14 protein-coding genes are annotated in these 15,443 nt (G+C 68.1%); 5 read left to right on the forward strand and 9 right to left on the reverse strand.

The features are described from left to right. Positions 1-57: 57 nt before the first annotated feature. Positions 58-1,965, forward strand: coding sequence for an AsmA family protein (locus G578_RS0108130; RefSeq protein WP_028793806.1), 1,908 nt, complete (start codon positions 58-60; stop codon positions 1,963-1,965). A gap of 34 nt (positions 1,966-1,999) precedes the next feature. Here G578_RS0108130 and uvrB read toward each other — a convergent pair whose 3' ends face one another. The 3 genes from uvrB to G578_RS0108145 form a co-directional block, all read right to left on the reverse strand. After that, complete coding sequence (gene uvrB, locus G578_RS0108135) at positions 2,000-4,192, reverse strand: excinuclease ABC subunit UvrB (RefSeq protein ID WP_028793807.1); 2,193 nt, start codon at positions 4,190-4,192, stop codon at positions 2,000-2,002. A 107-nt stretch (positions 4,193-4,299) separates the two neighbouring features. Further along, a complete protein-coding gene (locus tag G578_RS0108140; RefSeq protein ID WP_084618760.1) occupies positions 4,300-5,718 on the reverse strand; it encodes an ATP-binding protein in 1,419 nt (472 codons plus the stop codon). 162 nt (positions 5,719-5,880) lie between these two features. Beyond that, a complete protein-coding gene (locus tag G578_RS0108145) occupies positions 5,881-6,618 on the reverse strand; it encodes an SDR family NAD(P)-dependent oxidoreductase (RefSeq protein ID WP_028793809.1) in 738 nt (245 codons plus the stop codon). 168 nt (positions 6,619-6,786) lie between these two features. Between G578_RS0108145 and G578_RS25380 the strand changes: the two genes are divergently transcribed. The 3 genes from G578_RS25380 (at position 6,787) to G578_RS0108160 (ending at position 9,346) form a co-directional block, all read left to right on the forward strand. Further along, positions 6,787-7,974: a pyridoxal-phosphate-dependent aminotransferase family protein gene (locus G578_RS25380; protein ID WP_169400835.1), complete on the forward strand. Its 1,188-nt coding sequence runs from the start codon at positions 6,787-6,789 to the stop codon at positions 7,972-7,974. Between the two features lie 95 nt (positions 7,975-8,069). Continuing rightward, a complete protein-coding gene (locus G578_RS0108155) occupies positions 8,070-8,663 on the forward strand; it encodes a carbonic anhydrase (RefSeq protein ID WP_028793810.1) in 594 nt (197 codons plus the stop codon). Between the two features lie 203 nt (positions 8,664-8,866). Further along, complete coding sequence (locus tag G578_RS0108160) at positions 8,867-9,346, forward strand: hypothetical protein (protein WP_028793811.1); 480 nt, start codon at positions 8,867-8,869, stop codon at positions 9,344-9,346. A 4-nt stretch (positions 9,347-9,350) separates the two neighbouring features. On the opposite strand, the gene G578_RS0108165 is transcribed toward G578_RS0108160, so the two are convergent. The 5 genes from G578_RS0108165 to G578_RS0108185 all read right to left on the reverse strand — a co-directional run bounded on the left by G578_RS0108165 (position 9,351) and on the right by G578_RS0108185 (position 13,298). After that, positions 9,351-10,751 carry a dipeptidase gene (locus G578_RS0108165; protein ID WP_028793812.1) on the reverse strand — a complete coding sequence of 467 codons (1,401 nt, stop codon included), beginning with the start codon at positions 10,749-10,751 and terminating at the stop codon, positions 9,351-9,353. Continuing rightward, on the reverse strand, positions 10,748-11,431 hold the full coding sequence (locus G578_RS0108170) for a phosphoribosylanthranilate isomerase (RefSeq protein ID WP_028793813.1): 684 nt from the start codon (positions 11,429-11,431) through the stop codon (positions 10,748-10,750). Before G578_RS0108170 ends, G578_RS0108165 begins: the two co-directional genes overlap by 4 nt. After that, entirely contained in the window at positions 11,428-12,138 is a 711-nt protein-coding gene (gene pyrF / locus G578_RS0108175) for an orotidine-5'-phosphate decarboxylase (protein ID WP_028793814.1), read from the reverse strand. Before pyrF ends, G578_RS0108170 begins: the two co-directional genes overlap by 4 nt. Next, positions 12,138-12,506, reverse strand: coding sequence for a LapA family protein (locus G578_RS25385; RefSeq protein WP_051244330.1), 369 nt, complete (start codon positions 12,504-12,506; stop codon positions 12,138-12,140). Before G578_RS25385 ends, pyrF begins: the two co-directional genes overlap by 1 nt. A gap of 174 nt (positions 12,507-12,680) precedes the next feature. After that, positions 12,681-13,298, reverse strand: a complete 618-nt coding sequence (locus G578_RS0108185; protein ID WP_028793815.1) for an FMN-binding negative transcriptional regulator — start codon at positions 13,296-13,298, stop codon at positions 12,681-12,683. 89 nt (positions 13,299-13,387) lie between these two features. Here G578_RS0108185 and pdxR point away from each other — a divergent pair, with 89 nt between their 5' ends. After that, entirely contained in the window at positions 13,388-14,878 is a 1,491-nt protein-coding gene (gene pdxR / locus G578_RS25390) for a MocR-like pyridoxine biosynthesis transcription factor PdxR (protein ID WP_038013907.1), read from the forward strand. Positions 14,879-14,962: 84 nt separating this feature from the next. Here pdxR and ihfB read toward each other — a convergent pair whose 3' ends face one another. Beyond that, positions 14,963-15,244, reverse strand: coding sequence for an integration host factor subunit beta (gene ihfB / locus G578_RS0108195; RefSeq protein WP_028793816.1), 282 nt, complete (start codon positions 15,242-15,244; stop codon positions 14,963-14,965). Positions 15,245-15,443: the final 199 nt, after the last annotated feature.

Consider the following 15,443-nt stretch of genomic DNA (forward strand, 5'->3'; position numbering starts at 1 on the left):
CCGGCGACAGATCGCGCGTTCCCCAGAGCGTTCTCATAAAACAGGAACCCTGGGCGAATGCGCGTCCTGCTCATCATCTTGGGCGGCCTTGTGGTGGTCGTCACTGCCGCGCTCGCCACGGGAATGTGGTGGCTGACCACCGACGGCGGTCGCGACTGGGCCGCCGGTCAGGTGAGCGAGCGCGTCGGCCGCGACATCATCGTCGAAGACATGCGCATCGACTGGGGCTGGCGTCCTGAGGTCGAGGTGACCGGGCTGCGGCTCGCCAATGCCGACTGGGCCCGCGCCGACGACCTGATCCGTGCCGAGCGCGTTGCGTTCCAGATCCATCCCTGGCCGCTGCTGCGCGGCGACATCGTGCTCGACTACCTCACCCTGCAGGCTCCGCGGATCGATCTCGAGCGCAACGCCGAGGGCCGGGCGAACTGGAGCTTCGGCGAGAACCCGGTTGCCGGGGCCGCGGCGGAGAGCGTCTCCCCGGAGGACCGCGACGATGCCCCGCGGATCGGCCGCCTGGAGATACGCGACGGGCGTCTGGCCTATCGCGATCCCGCACGCGGGATCGAGGTGGAAGGCACCGTGGCGACCGGCAGCGGCGAGATGGACGCCCCGGAACCGCTGGCCCTGAAGCTGGAGGGAACGCTGCAGGACCGGCCGCTCGCCATCGATTTCACCGGCGGTTCCATCCTGGAGCTGCGCGACGGCGACGAGCCCTATCCCGTCGAGCTGAAGATCCTCGCCGGCGGCACCGACTTCGCCCTGACGGGCACCTTCGCCGATCCGATCGCCCTGGAAGGCGCCGATGTGGCGATCGATTTCAGCGGCCCGAACCTGGCCGACCTCTTCCTGCTGTTCGGCGTGCCGACCCCGCCGACCCCGCCCTACTCGCTGGCCGGCCGGGTAACCCGCGACGGTAAGGTCTGGCAGGTGACGAACCTGGACGGACGGATCGGCGACAGCGATATCGCCGGCTCCGCCACTCTCGACTATCGACCCGAGCGGCCGATGCTGACGGCCGATCTGGTGTCGCAGAAGCTGGATTTCGACGATCTGGGTCCCCTGGTCGGCGCCACGCCGGCCTATGGCGAGGGCGAGACGGCGTCGCCGGACCAGGAGCGCATCGGCCGCAGGCTCGTGGAAGAAGGCAAGCTGTTCCCGGACATTCCCATCGCCGTCGAGCGCCTGCGGTTGATGGACATGAACGTCACCTTCGACGCGCCCAACGTGCTCTCCAGCACCGAGCTCGCCATCACCTCCCTGCAGGCGACGGTGACGCTGGATAACGGACGGGCAGTGGCGAATCCCTTCCGGATGGGCGTGGCCGATGGCGTGCTCTCCGGCGAGTTGGTGCTGAACGCCCGCGACGAGGTGCCGTCCGCCGACGCCGATGTGACCTTCCAGGACCTGGCGCTCGCGGCGTTCTTCGAGGACAGCAAGTATTTCGAGACCATGGGCGGCACCCTGTCCGGCGCGCTGTACATCATCGGCAGCGGACGGTCGCTGGCCGATATCATGGCGACGGCCGATGGCGACGGGGTGATCGAGGTGTCCAAGGGCGCCTTCAGCGGCCTGCTGATCGAGGCGGCCAGCGTCGATCTGGTGGAGACGCTGATCCTGTTCGTCGGCGACGACGCACGGGTTCCGATCCGCTGCGGCGCCGGACGGGCGGTGGTCAGGGACGGGGTGGCGCAGTTCGACAGGGTGGTGGTGGATACCGCCGACTCCGTGCTGTACGCCCGGGGCGGGGTGAATCTGCTGGACCAGACGGTGGATCTCTACATCACCGCCGACGCCAAGGATTTCAGCCTGATCGACCTGGAGGCGCCGGTCCGGGTCAGGGGCCCGCTCGGCAGTCCGGAGACCAGCATCGAGCCGGACAAGCCGGATCTGCCGTTCTTCGAGATGGGCGAGGCCCAGGACGTCGACTGCGGCGCCCTGCGCCAGCAGGTGATGCAGGGCGAGTGATGGAGCGCGGGTAATAGAACTCGGCTGAGGGCTCTCAGCGCCCCCGACGCTTCCGCGTCTTGCCCTTGCCGCCGCTGCCCTTCTCCGGCGGGCGGCCGCTGGGCGGCTGGATGGCGATCTTCAGGCGCACCACGCCGCCGCGGGGCAGGGGCTTGCCGTCGGTGGTCACGCCCAGTTCCGCCGCTTCGAGGCGCTTGAGTTCGTCGCGGATGCGGGCCGCCTCCTCGAATTCCAGGTCCGCGGCGGCCGCCTTCATGCGGACCTCCAGCTCCTCGATGATCTGGCGGATCGGCTTGTCGATCAGCTCGCCTTCGCCGGTACCGGTGTCGACCGACACGTGGTCGCCGCGCTCGTAGACGCTCTGCAGGATGTCGCCGATGTTCTTCTTCACGCTTTCCGGCGTGATGCCGTGCTCGGTGTTGTATTCGATCTGGCGCTGCCGCCGGCGCTCGGTCTCGCTCAGCGCGTATTCCAGGCTGGCGGTGATGGTGTCGGCGTAGAGCAGCACCCGGCCGTCCACGTTCCGCGCCGCCCGGCCGATGGTCTGCACCAGGGACGTCTTGGAGCGCAGGTACCCCTCCTTGTCGGCGTCGAGGATGCAGACCAGGGCGCATTCCGGGATATCCAACCCCTCGCGCAGCAGGTTGATGCCGATCAGCACGTCGAAGATGCCGAGCCGCAGGTCGCGGATGATCTCGATGCGCTCCAGCGTGTCCACGTCGGAGTGGATGTAGCGCACCTTGATGCCGGCCTCGTTCATGTACTCGGTCAGCGCCTCGGCCATCTTCTTGGTCAGGACGGTGATCAGCACCCGGTGGCCGCGAGCGGCGGCGTCCTGGCATTCGGCGATGCAGTCGTCGACCTGGCTCTTGGTCGGGCGGATCTCGCAGACCGGATCGATCAGGCCGGTCGGCCGCACGAGCTGCTCGGTGAACACGCCGCCGGTCCGCTCCAGCTCCCACGGGCCGGGGGTGGCCGAGACGAACACCGTCTGCGGCCGCATGTCCTCCCACTCCTCGAACTTGAGCGGGCGGTTGTCCATGCAGGACGGCAGGCGGAAGCCGTATTCCGACAGGGTGTACTTGCGGGCGTAGTCGCCCTTGAACATGCCGCCGATCTGCGGAACCGTCACATGGCTCTCGTCGACGATCAGCATGGCGTTTTCGGGCAGGTATTCGAACAGGGTCGGCGGCGGCTCGCCCGGATTGCGGCCGGAGAGATAGCGCGAGTAGTTCTCGATCCCGGCGCAGGAGCCGGTCGCCTCGATCATCTCCATGTCGAAAGTGGTGCGCTGCTCCAGCCGCTGGGCCTCCAGCAGCTTGCCGGCCCGGTTCAACTCGTCGAGCCGCACCTTCAACTCCTGCTTGATCAGGCGCACCGCCTGCTGCAGCGTCGGCTTCGGCGTCACGTAGTGCGAGTTGGCGAAGACGCGCACCTGATCGAGGGCCGAGGTCTTCTCGCCTGTCAGCGGGTCGAATTCCTGGATCGCCTCCAGCTCGTCGCCGAACAGGGACAGCCGCCAGGCGCGGTCCTCCAAGTGGGCCGGGAAGATCTCCAGGCTGTCGCCGCGCACCCGGAAGGTGCCGCGGTGGAAGCTGGCATCGTTGCGCTTGTACTGCAGCTCGACCAGCCGGCGCATGGTGGCCGTGCGGTCGACCCGCTCGCCGACCTTCAGCTTCAGGATCATGTTGCCGTAGGTCTCGACCGCGCCGATGCCGTAGATGCAAGACACCGAGGCGACGATGATCACGTCCTCGCGCTCCAGCAGGGCGCGGGTGGCGGCGTGGCGCATCCGGTCGATCTGCTCGTTCACCGAGGATTCCTTCTCCACGAAGGTGTCGGTGCGCGGCACATAGGCTTCCGGCTGGTAGTAGTCGTAATAGGAGACGAAATACTCCACCGCGTTATGCGGGAAGAAGCTCTTCATCTCGCCGTAGAGCTGGGCGGCCAGCGTCTTGTTCGGCGCCAGGATCAGCGCCGGGCGCTTCACCTCCTGGATGACGTGGGCCATGGTGAAGGTCTTGCCCGAGCCGGTCACCCCGAGCAGGATCTGATCCAGCTCCTCGGCATGGATGCCCTTGATCAGTTCCTGTATCGCCTGGGGCTGGTCGCCGGCCGGCGTGTACTCGGACACCACCTGAAACGGCACCCCGGCGTCCTGGGCGGCGACATCGGCCTTGATCTCGGCGGTGATCGCACGGTTCGTGGCCGTCACCTCCTGACGCATGCCGCGGAGATGCTCAAGCTGGGCTTCGATCAGGTCTGTGCTCATGGGGGGAAGATAGGGCCGGGGGTACGAAAAGGGAACACCTTTGCGGCCTGTCTAAGGGCGGATCAGATCGGCAGCCGGATCACCGCCCTGAGCCCTCCGAGCGGCGAGTCCTCCAGGGTCAGGTCGCCGCCGTGGCTGCGCACGATGTCGCGGCTGATGGTCAGGCCCAGGCCGGTGCCGCCGGTCTCCTGGTTGCGCGAGGGCTCCAGGCGCTTGAACGGTTGGAACGCCTCCTCCCGCCGGTCCTCCGGAATGCCGGTGCCGTCGTCGTCGACGGTGATCTCGACGATCTCGCCGGCGCGTACCACCGCCACGTTGACCCGCGAGCCGTAGCGTGCCGCGTTCTGGATCAGGTTGGCCACCGCCCGGCGCAGGGCGTCATGGCGGGCCGGCAGCACCGCCGCGCCGTCGTCCGGCTGCTCGTAGACGATGCGGGTGCCGCCGCGCCGCTCGTTGGCGATCAGGTCGTTCACCAGAATGCCGACATCGATCTCGACCGGCACCTCCGCCCCCTCGCCGCGGGCGAAGGCGAGGTAGCCCTCGACCATGCGCTCCATCTCGGTCACGTCCGCCTTCAACTCGGCGATGTCCTCGTTGTCGCCGAGCATGGCCAGTTCCAGCTTCATTCGGGTGAGCGGCGTGCGCAGGTCGTGGCTCACGCCGGCCAGCATCTCGGTGCGCTGCGAAAGCTGCCGGTTGATGCGGTCGCGCATCTGCAGGAAGGCGGCCGAGGCCTGCCGCACCTCGGTCGCGCCCTCGGGCTTGAAGCCGGTGACGTCCCGGCCGAGGCCGAAGGCCCGGGCGGCGATCGACAGCCGGCGGATCGGGCGGATCTGGTTGCGCATGAAGACGATGGCGATGGCGAACAGCACCAGCGACGAGCCGATCATCCACAGCATGAAGACGTAGGTGGTCGAGGTGAACAGCCGCTTCTTGTGGGCGAGGACCTGAAGGACGCCGGAGGGGAGCTGCACCAGGATCTCGATGCGCCTGTCGATCAGGTCCGTGTTCATGATGTAGGGACGGTGGACCTTGGTCTCCATCGCGTCCTTCATCGCCTCCTGGGTCTGGTCGAAGACCGAGTAGCTCGGCTGGTTCGGCAGGATCGCTTCGGGCTGCCAATGCAGCTCGATGTCGAAATGCCGGTCGGCGCGTTCCGACAGTTCCGCCACCCATTCCTGGCTGATCGGCGGCCTCAGTTCCTCGATCAGGAAGGCGATGTCGCCGGCCAGGCTGTGCACCAGACGCCGGGTCATGATCTCCCAGTGGCGCTCGTAGAAGACGTAGGTCGAGATGACCTGCATCAGCACCAGCGGGGTGACGATGATCAGCAGCGCCCGGCCGAACAGCGTCTTCGGCAGGTAGCGCTTCAGCCGCTTCTTCGCCGAACCGGGCGGGTCGGCGGCGCGTGGCCGGCTCAGCGAGGCCTCGTCGGTCCGTGCGCCGGGAAGGGAGGGGCCGTCTCGGGTGATCTCCGCCATGGGACAGATGCTCCGGGCCTGGGCGTTGTCACTCGACGTGACACCTGGGCGTTGTCACTCGGCCCGATAATAGCAGGTCTGCGACCGTCTCGCGCGTGCGACGAATGTGATCAGGGGTCGACCCGGAGCCGCCCCGGAGCCGTCATGTGCAGTGGCGGGCGGTCAGCCGAAGTTCTGACCGCCGTCCACGGCCACGGTCTGACCGGTGACCCAGCCCGCCGCGTCGGAGACCAGGAAGGCGGCGACCCGGGCGACCTCGTCCGGGGTGCCCATGCGGCCGAACGGGATCTTGTCGCGGGTGGCGAAATACTTGCTCGGGTCGTTGTAGCGCCGCCACTCCCAGCTTCCGCCGGGGAACTCGATCGAGCCCGGTGCGATGCAGTTCACCCGGATGCGCTGCGGGGCATAGTGCAGGGCATGGGACTGGGTGAGCTGGATCACCGCCGCCTTCACCGCGCCATAGGGGATCGACCCGCTCGGGCCGATGCCGGAAATGGACGAGATGTTCAGCACGCTGCCGCCGGTCTTCTCCAGATGCGGGGCGGCGGCCCAGGTGGCGCGCACCACGCCCATCAGGTCGACATCGATGCCCTTCTTCCAGCCGTCCTCGTTGTCGGTCGCGCCGAAGCCGGAGGGGTTGTTGACCAGCGCATAGAGACCGCCCAGGGCCCCGGCCGCCGCGTCGACATAGGCGGCAAGCGCCTCGGCGGCGCCGACGTCGCAGATGGCGCCGTGGGCTCCTTCCCCTAGCTCGGCCAGGGCGGCATCCAGCGACTCCCGGCTGCGGCCGCAGATCGAGACCGTCGCCCCTTCCGCCAGGCAGGCCCTGGCGATGGCGAGGCCGATACCCCGTGTGCCGCCGGTCACGATGACGCCCTTGCCCGCAAGTCCGAGATCCATATCCGTCTCCTGAAAACGATGAGCGGTGACTTTAGGTGCGGTGCAAGGCAGCGCCAAGACACCCAATGCCCCTCCGCGCGATCGGCCGCAGGTCGGCGAAGAGCCGGTCTTGCCGAAACCGCCGCCCCCTGCTTCGATAGCGTTCCAACCGCTTGCCGAGAACCGACGATGACCGATTCACGCGCTGCCTCCTCCGGTGCCACTGCCGGGGTGGCGTTGCCCTATCGACTACGCCTCCCGGGGCCGACCGCAGTGCCCGAGCGTGTGCTGAAGGCGGCGTCGCGGCCGATGGTCGCCCATCGCGGGCCCGAGTTCCTGGACCGGTTCCAGGCGATCCAGCGCCGGCTGCAGCCGATCCTGGGGCGCAGCGGCGTGCCGCCCTTCCTCTTCGCGTCCACCGGCATCGGCGCTATGGAATCCGCCATGGTCAACGTCGCCGGGCCGGGCGCCAGGGTGCTGATCACCACCAACGGCCAATGGGGCCCGGTGTTCCGCCGGCTCGCCGAGGCGATCGGCGCCGAGGTCGACGAGGTCGTGTCCGACCGGGGCGCGCCGATCGACCTGGACGGCGTGCGTCGGGCGCTGAAGGACAAGCGCTACGACGCGGTCTTCACCGTGCACAGCGAAAGCTCCACCGGCGCGCTGACCGACCTGAAGGCGCTGGGCGCCATCGTCGCGGAGAGCGAGGCCGTCTTGGCCTGCGACAGTGTCAGCGGTCTGGGCGGGGCCGAGATGCGGGCCGACGAATGGGGCGTGGACGTGGTCGTCTCGGCGTCGCAGAAGGCGCTGATGTGCCCGCCGGGCCTCGGCATCGCCAGCATCAGCGAGAAGGCCTGGGATCTCATCAACCGCGACGACCGGGGGCCGCGCAGCTATTTCGACTACCGCCGCTTCCGGCCCATGGCGGAGAAGGGGGAGCCGACCTACACCGCCCCCGTCGCCATGCTGAATGCCCTGGACGAGGCGCTGACCATGATCGGCGAGGAGGGGATCGAGGCGGCGATTGCCCGGCACGCACGGCTGAACGCCGCGCTGACGGCGGGGCTGGAGGCCCTGGGCTTTTCCGTGTTCCCCACCGGCACGCCGAGCCCGACCCTGGTGGTGGCCAAGACCCCGGAAGGTCTGTCGGCGCCGGCTCTGATCGAGCGGCTGTCCGACGGCTACAACGCCATGATCGCCGGCACCCGCTTCGAGGACCTGAAGGACCGGCTGGTGCGCATCGGGACGATGGGATACGTCACCGACGGCGAAATCCTGACCGATATCCACCAGATCTCCCAGGCGATGACCGATCTCGGCCGCAATGCCGACGAGGGCGGCGCGATGGCCGCGACCGCCGCCAAGCTGTCGGCCTGACCCGTCGGCGCCCGTGCGGTGGATTTTTCGCCGGACGTGAACATTTTGATGCCGCTGTGATATAGGCATCGAAACGGTCAAAGCGCGGGTGATTAATGGACGAATTCGAGAAAATCCTGGATCGCAATCGCCAGTGGGCGGATCGGATCAAGGCGGCCAATCCCGACTATTTCGCCAAGCTGTCGCTGCAGCAGGCGCCGGACATCCTGTGGATCGGCTGCGCCGACAGCCGCGTCCCGGCTAACCAGATCCTGGACCTGCCGCCGGGCGAGGTCTTCGTTCACCGCAACATCGCCAACGTCGTGGTGCCGTCGGACCTGAACTGCCTCTCCGTCCTGCAGTTCGCCGTCGAGGTCCTGGGCGTCAGCCATATCCTGGTTTGCGGCCATTACGGCTGCGGCGGCGTGCGGGCGGCGATGGCCGAGGACGACAACGGCCTGATCGACAACTGGCTGAACCACATCCGGCTCGTCCACCGTCTGCATGCGCGCGACCTGCCCGAGGACATGCTGCAGGAGGAGGCGCTCGACCGCCTCTGCGAGCTCAATGTCGTCGAGCAGGTGGACAATGTCTGCCGCACCACCATCGTCCGCGACGCCTGGGCGAAGGGCAGCAAGCTGCAGGTGCACGGAGTCGTCTACAGCCTGAAAGATGGCATTCTGAACGAGCTTTGCCTGCGCCAGTCGTGACCGGAACGGGCGTGATCCCGAGACCCGGAAAGGATTTGTTAACCAGTTAAGCGCTAGTCTGAGCGGAAGAGTGAAGACGCATGCCGGCAGATGGGTTGGGGGCCCGCCGGTATTGTGAACCAGGGGGATGCATGTACGGCTTGCAGCTTGAGGCGTCGTCGCCGGACCTTACCGAAGGTTGGGCGCGGGCCGCATATGGGCGGGTGTCCGCCGATACACTCGACCCGGACAACCCGGTTCGGCAATTCGACCGCTATTACCGGTCCTTGGCCGGGGGCGGGCTGCCGCGCTGGGATCAGTTCGACATCTGCTCCGTCCCCTCGCATGTCGTGGCCCATATCGCCCTGGGCCAGCCGGCCTATGAAGCCGAAGATGCGCCGACGCCCGACCATTTCGTCTACACGCTGCAAGGTGGTGCGGTGCGCGCCCTGCTGGGCACCTCGGTGATCGGCCAGAAGGTCGGTCACGTCCTGCAGTACAACATCACCTACACCCTGCGCGCCGAGATTGCGGAGGCGGTGGACAGCGGACGCGCCATCCTGTCCCGCTCTGACATCGCCAAGGGGGATTGGCCCGCGATTCAGATCACCCGCGGGCTGTTCCTGTTCTCCGGGGTCGAACGGCCGATCGGAAAGCTCGTGCTGGTGCTGAACAAGCGGTACACCGCCGACTCAGCGCCCTGACGCGCTATCCCCGCAGCTCGGCGATCCGGGCGAGTACGGCGGCGTTCGAGCGGATGCCGTTGTGGAAGCATACCAGCTCGAACTTCTCGTTCGGCGAGTGCACCCGGTCGTCGGCCAGCCCGAAGCCGAGCAGGATCGATTCGATCCCGAGATACCGCTTGATCGAACCGACCGCCGGGATCGAGCCGCCGGAGCCGATCAGGTAGGCGTCGCGCTCGAACACGTCCTTCAGCCCGGCCTGAGCCGCCTGCAGGAACGGGGAATCGGTCGGCACGCGGATCGCCGGCGCCTCACCCAGCTCGACGAAGGAGGCGGTGTATTCCTCCGGCAGCCGGTCGGTGATGAATTTCTTCAGGTTGTCGAGCACGGCACGCGGATCCTGGTCCGGGACCAGGCGGCAGGAGATCTTCACCATGGCCTCGCGGGCGATCACGGTCTTCGCCCCGTCGCCCACATAGCCGCCGAGGATGCCGTTCACATCGCAGGTGGGGCGGCCCCACTGCCGCTCCAGCGCGCCGACCCCGGCCTCGCCGCCGGCCGTCTTAAGTCCGACCTCGCCGAGGAACCCGGCCTCGTCGAAGCCCAGCGCCTCCCACTGGGCGCGCTCGTTCTCGCCGACCGGAATGACGTCGTCGTAGAAATGCGGGATCTGGATGCGGCCCTTCTCGTCGTGCAGTTCGCCGACGATGCGGCCGATCAGGTTCAGCGGGTTGACCATGGTGCCGCCGAACAGGCCGGAATGCAGGTCGCGGTCCGGTCCCTTGATCGTCGCCTGCAGATAGGCGAGGCCGCGCAGGCTGTAGGTGATCGCCGGCTGGGCGACATCCCACATGCCGGTGTCGCAGACGATGCAGGCATCGGCCTTCAGCTCGTCGGCATTGGCCTTGATGAAGGCGTCGAGCGACGGGCTGCCGGTCTCCTCTTCGCCTTCGAGCAGCACGGTGATGCGGCAGGGCAGGGTGCCGTGCACGGCGATCCAGGCGCGGAACGCCTCGATCCAGGTCATGACCTGTCCCTTGTCGTCCACCGCGCCGCGGGCGACGATCCGCTTGCCGCGCTCGGCATCGACCAGCACCGGATCGAACGGACCGGACTCCCAGAGTTCCAGCGGATCGGCCGGCTGCACGTCGTAATGGCCGTAATACAGGATATGCGGCGCGTCGCCGCCCGGACCGGCGTGATGGGCGACCACCATCGGATGACCCTTGGTCTCGCGCACCGAGGCCTCGAAGCCGAGCCCGCTCAGGGTGTCGGCCATCCACTGGGCACCGCGTTGCACCTCGGCGGCGAAGGCCGGATCGGTCGACACGCTCGGGATCCGCAGAACGTCGAACAGCCGCTCCACCGACGCGTCCAGGTTGGCATCCACATGCTCCAGAACCTTCGCGGTCGGCAGGGCGGTCATGTCGCGGTCTCCAGATGGGTTTGCTTGACCGCGGCCAGGAAGGCGCGGATCCGTTCGGGGCTCTTCACACCGGGCTTGTCCTCCACACCGGACGACGTGTCGACGCCGGGCGCGCCGGTCAGGCGGATGGCTTCGGCCACGTTGTCGGCCGTCAGGCCGCCGGACAGCATCCAGGGCATGTCGATCTTCAGGCCGTCCAGCAGGGTCCAGTCGAAGGTCAGGCCGTTGCCGCCGGGCAACGCACCCTTCATGTCCTTCGGCGCCTTGGCATCGAACAGCAGGTGATCGGCCGCCCCGAAAAAGGCCTCGGCCTCGCGGATATCCTCTTTCGTGGCGACCCGCAGCGCCTTCATCACCGGCAGGCCGGTGCGCGCCTTCAATTCGGCCACCCGTGCCGGGTCCTCCTTGCCGTGAACCTGGATCATGTCGATCACACCGGTCGCCGTGATCGCGTCGATTTCCGCATCCGTGGCGTCGACGACGATGGCGACCCGGGTGACGCCGGTCACTTCCTCCCCCAGCGCCTGGGCCAGATCGGGCGTCACCGCGCGGCGGCTGCGCGCGTAGAACATGAAGCCGATCATGTCGGCCCCGGCATCGACGGCGGCGTCGACGACGGTAAGCGTGTTCAGGCCGCAGATCTTCACCAGCGGCTGGGTCGTTTTGCGGGAACGGGTCACAACAGGCTCTCGGCGATCGCTTTGGCGGCGGCGGCGGGGTCGGCGGCCTGGGTGATCGGCCTGCCGATGACGATATAGTCGGCCCCGGCGGCGACCGCATCGGCGGGGGTCATCTTTCGCTTCTGGTCGTCCTCGGCCGCGTCGGCCGGCCGGATGCCGGGCACCACCAGCGTGAAGTCGTCGCCGCAGGCGGCATGCAGCGCCGCGATCTCGTGCGGCGAGCAGACCACCCCGTCGCAGCCCGCCGCCTTGGCCAGCAGGGCGAGGCGCTTGACCTGGTCGCCGGACGGCGTGGCCTGGCCGACCGCGTCCAGATCGCTGTCGTCGATGCTGGTCAGCACGGTGACGGCGATCATCAGCGGCGGTTCGATGCCGATCTTCTCCGCCGCCTCTTTGTTGGCGACGACGGCGGCCCGCATCATCGCCGGTCCGCCCGACGCGTGGATGTTGATGATCCTCGGCCGGCAGGTGGTGACGGCGGAGCGAATCGCGCCCGCCACCGTGTTCGGGATGTCGTGATATTTCAGGTCGAGGAACAGCGGCGTGTCCCCGGCGATCTCGCGCACGCCCTCGGGGCCATTGGCGTTATGGAACTCCATGCCCAGCTTGATGCCGCCCACATGCGCGCGCACCCTGGCGGCGAGCGCCCGGGCCGTCGCCATGTCGGGGGTGTCGATGGCGACCAGGATTCTCTCGTGGGGCTGCATCAGCTCGCTCGTTTGTCGACCAGGGCGGGACGCTTCGGCGAAGCGGGCACCTGAGCCCGGATCTCCTCCTCGCGAATCCGCATCACCGCCAGCTCGCGCTCCAGATCCTCGGCGCGTTTCTCGGCCCGGTTCGCCCGCATCTTGTGGCCGAGCTCCCCGCTCCAGGCGATCACCGCGCCCAGGATGAAGCCGGCGACGACCGCCAGCAGGAAGATCAGCGACAGCGGCGCGTCCAGCGCTCCCGGCAGCGGCCAGAGCTCCATCGACACCGGCTTCCAGTTCGACACGGCGAACAGCACGACCACGACGGTGATCGGAAGCTTGATGCAGAAGGAGATCAGGGCAGTTGCCCAGTTGCGATGCCCCATGGCGTACCTCGACGGTTACGGTGGCCACAATCTAGCGACGCTGCGCCGCTAGGACAACGCTACAGGGGGACGCGGGTTTCGAAATGGGGATGCGCGGTGGGGCCGGTGTGGCCGGATGGAGGTCCCGAACTCGTTTCGGGACCTCGCCTTGCACAGAACAGCGGAGGCTGACGCTCAGCCCTCCATGATCTCCGCAACTGCGATATTCCCCACATCGCCGCGGCCACGCAGACCCTTCACCGCTCCGGCGATGTCCTCGGGCTTCTTGTTCTGGGCCATCTTCGACTTGGCCTCCAGCCGCTCGACCGGCAGTTCGAAGGCCAGCACGCCCTTGATCATCCGCGCCATCAGACCGTCGCGCATCTTCCCGTGGGTCCATGGCCGTTTCGGCGCCAGCGGGGTCTCATGCTCGGCCGAGAGATCGGCGAGCAGGGCGGTCGTGTCCTCCGCCGCCGGCACGGCCTGCAGCCGTCCGCCGGCATGCACGGCCACGTAGTTCCAGGTCGGCACCTGATCCGCGCTGGCGTACCAGTCCGGCGAGATATAGGCGTGCGGTCCGCTGAACACGGCGGTGGCCGACGCCCCTGCCTCGATCAGGGCGACGATCGGATTGGCCCGGGCGACGTGGCCGCGGATGACCAGGTCCGCGCCGCGTTCCTCGACCATCAACGGCAGATGGCTGATCTCCACCGTCTCGCCCCGATGGGCGACCAGCACGGCGAAGGCGTTGTCGCGCATCACCTCGACGATGGCGTCGCGGTCCTCGAGGCGGAAGGCGGGAGGGATGTACATGGCGCGGCTCCGGTCCGTTGGTTGGGTTGTCTACCGCTCTTTTGGTCGTATGATATGCACCAAAGTCCGTTTCGATATGGGTCCAAGAGATGGCCGATGCCTTGCCCGTCTGGGGCGTGTTCCAGCCCGACCGGGGCGATCCGACGCCGCTGCAGGAGCAGATCGCCGGTTTCTTCCGTCGCTCGATCGCCGAGGGCCGGCTGGCGCCCGGCGCCCGCCTGCCGTCGAGCCGCCAGCTCGCCGAGCAGCTCGTGGTCGCCCGCAACACGGTCAGCCTTGCCTATGAGCGGCTGACCGCGGAGGGCTATGTGGTCGGCCGGCGCGGTGGCGGTACCCGGGTCGCCCACGACCTGCCGGACCTGAAGCCGCCGGTGCCGGCGCAACCGGCCCCGGCCGTGCCTCAGGCACCGGTCCGGCTGTCGGGGGCGGCGCAGAAGATGATGGCAGAGCGGGTCGGAATCGGCGCGGTGGACGGACCGCTGCAGCCGGGGCGCCCCGGCCTCGACGCCTTTCCGGGCCGGATCTGGGCGCGGCTGGCCGGACGGTTCTGGCGCGAGACGCCGGCGACCGCCTTCGGCTATGGCGATCCGGCCGGCTTCATCGATCTGCGGCTTGCGATCTCGCGCTATCTCGGGGCCTTCCGCGGACTGATCGTCGATCCCGATGCCCTGATCGTCACGTCGGGCGCGCAGCAGGCCATCGACCTGATCTCACGCGCCCTGCTCGACCCGGACGATACCGCAGTGATCGAGGAGCCCTGCTATCCCGGACTGCGCGGCCCGATGGTCGCCACCGGCGCCCGCCTGGTCACCGTACCGGTGGATGCCGACGGGCTGGATGTGGCCCGCGCCCGGTCGCTCGCCCCTGATGCGCGGCTGGTGACGGTCACCCCGACCCACCAGTTTCCGCTGGGCGTCACCCTGTCCCTGTCGCGGCGCCGCGCCCTGGTGGACTGGGCCATGGGCGACCTGGCCAGCGGCGGCGGCCCCTTCGTGCTGGAGGACGATTACGACGGCGAGTTCCGCTATGCCGGCAAGCCGGTGCCGCCGTTGAAGGCGCTCGATGGCGCCGACCGGGTGCTCTATGTCGGCACCGTGTCGAAGGCGCTGGCGCCGTCCCTGCGCATCGGCTTCATCGCCGCCCCGCAGCGGCTGGTCGACCCGCTGGTGCGGCTGCGCGGCCATTTCGACCGGCAGCCGGCGCTCGACACCCAGGCGGTGCTGGCCCGGTTCCTGGACGAGGGGCACATGGCCGGCCACCTGCGGCGGATGCGGACCCTCTATCGCGAACGCCGCGACGCCCTGGCGGATGCCCTGGAGGCGGTGCTGGACAGCCGCTTCACCGTGGAGCGGCCGGAGACCGGGATCAATCTGGTGGTGTCGCTGGAGGGCGGACCCGAGGATCGGGCGGTGGTGGAGAAGGCCATGGCGCTCGGCGTGCGGCCGGCGCCGATCTCCACCTATTTCCGCGATCCGACCCGGCGCAATGGCCTGCTGGTCGGCTTTGCGTCGCTGCCCCGGGCGCGGGCGCGCTGGGCGGCGGGCTGCGTGAAGGCCGCGATCGATGCCGCCCGGACGTGACGGAACCCATGCGGGATCGCCTGCGGGCGGTCGTATAGGGAGATTGGGGGAGAGGGAGGCCCTATCGCGGGCCTTTCAGGAGGATCAGTCGCTGTTCAGCTTTTCGCGGAGCAGCTTGCCGGTCTTGAAGAACGGAACGGATTTGCTGTCCACCTTCACGGACTCGCCGGTACGGGGATTGCGCCCGACCCGCGCTTCACGCTGCTTGACGGAGAACGCTCCGAAGCCGCGCAGTTCGACCCGATCACCCCGCGCCAGGGCCTCGGCAATCTCTTCGAACACAGTCGAGACGATCCGCTCGATGTCCCGCTGAAAAAGATGCGGATTTGCTTCCGCAAGGCGCGCAATCAGTTCGGACTTGGTCATGATTCCGAGCCTCCGCGAGGTCAAATCGCGGAGCGGCCGGTACGTACCAAGTCGACGCACCTTTCCGCCCCATCGAAAATGTGCCAGCGCGTCCCGGTAGCGTCAAGTCTAAGTATCTCTAATAGAACCATTTTCGCCTACTCAGTTAGAACGCGCCCAAAAAGAGAGGCCGCCCGCGGTGCGGACGGCCTCAATTTTA

It is taken from the genome of Thalassobaculum salexigens DSM 19539 (assembly GCF_000423805.1).
GTDB lineage: Bacteria > Pseudomonadota > Alphaproteobacteria > Thalassobaculales > Thalassobaculaceae > Thalassobaculum > Thalassobaculum litoreum.